This is a genomic window from Kluyvera sp. Awk 3 (assembly GCF_028069715.1).
In the GTDB taxonomy this organism is placed as follows: Bacteria; Pseudomonadota; Gammaproteobacteria; order Enterobacterales; family Enterobacteriaceae; genus Kluyvera; species Kluyvera georgiana_A.
This window is the reverse complement of sequence record NZ_JANEWH010000362.1, coordinates 1-239: the sequence shown is the minus strand read 5'-3', so window position 1 is coordinate 239 and position 239 is coordinate 1. Positions and strand designations below refer to the sequence as shown.

The 239-nt window shown below is 50.6% G+C and carries 1 protein-coding gene; it reads right to left on the bottom strand.

What is annotated here, in order from left to right:
• A partial coding sequence (locus tag NNN71_RS25130; protein ID WP_271459624.1) for an EF-Tu/IF-2/RF-3 family GTPase occupies positions 1 to 239 on the bottom strand: 239 nt, incomplete at both ends.

The following is a 239-nucleotide window of genomic DNA, read 5'->3' as shown; positions in this document are numbered from 1 at the left end:
GTACCTGACCACGTTCGATTTCTTCACGTTTGATACCACGCAGCAGAACACCAACGTTCTCACCAGCACGGCCTTCGTCCAGCAGTTTGCGGAACATTTCAACGCCAGTACAGGTAGACTTAGCAGTGTCTTTGATACCAACGATTTCAACTTCTTCGCCAACTTTGATGATACCGCGCTCTACACGACCGGTAACAACGGTACCACGACCGGAGATGGAGAATACGTCTTCGATCGGC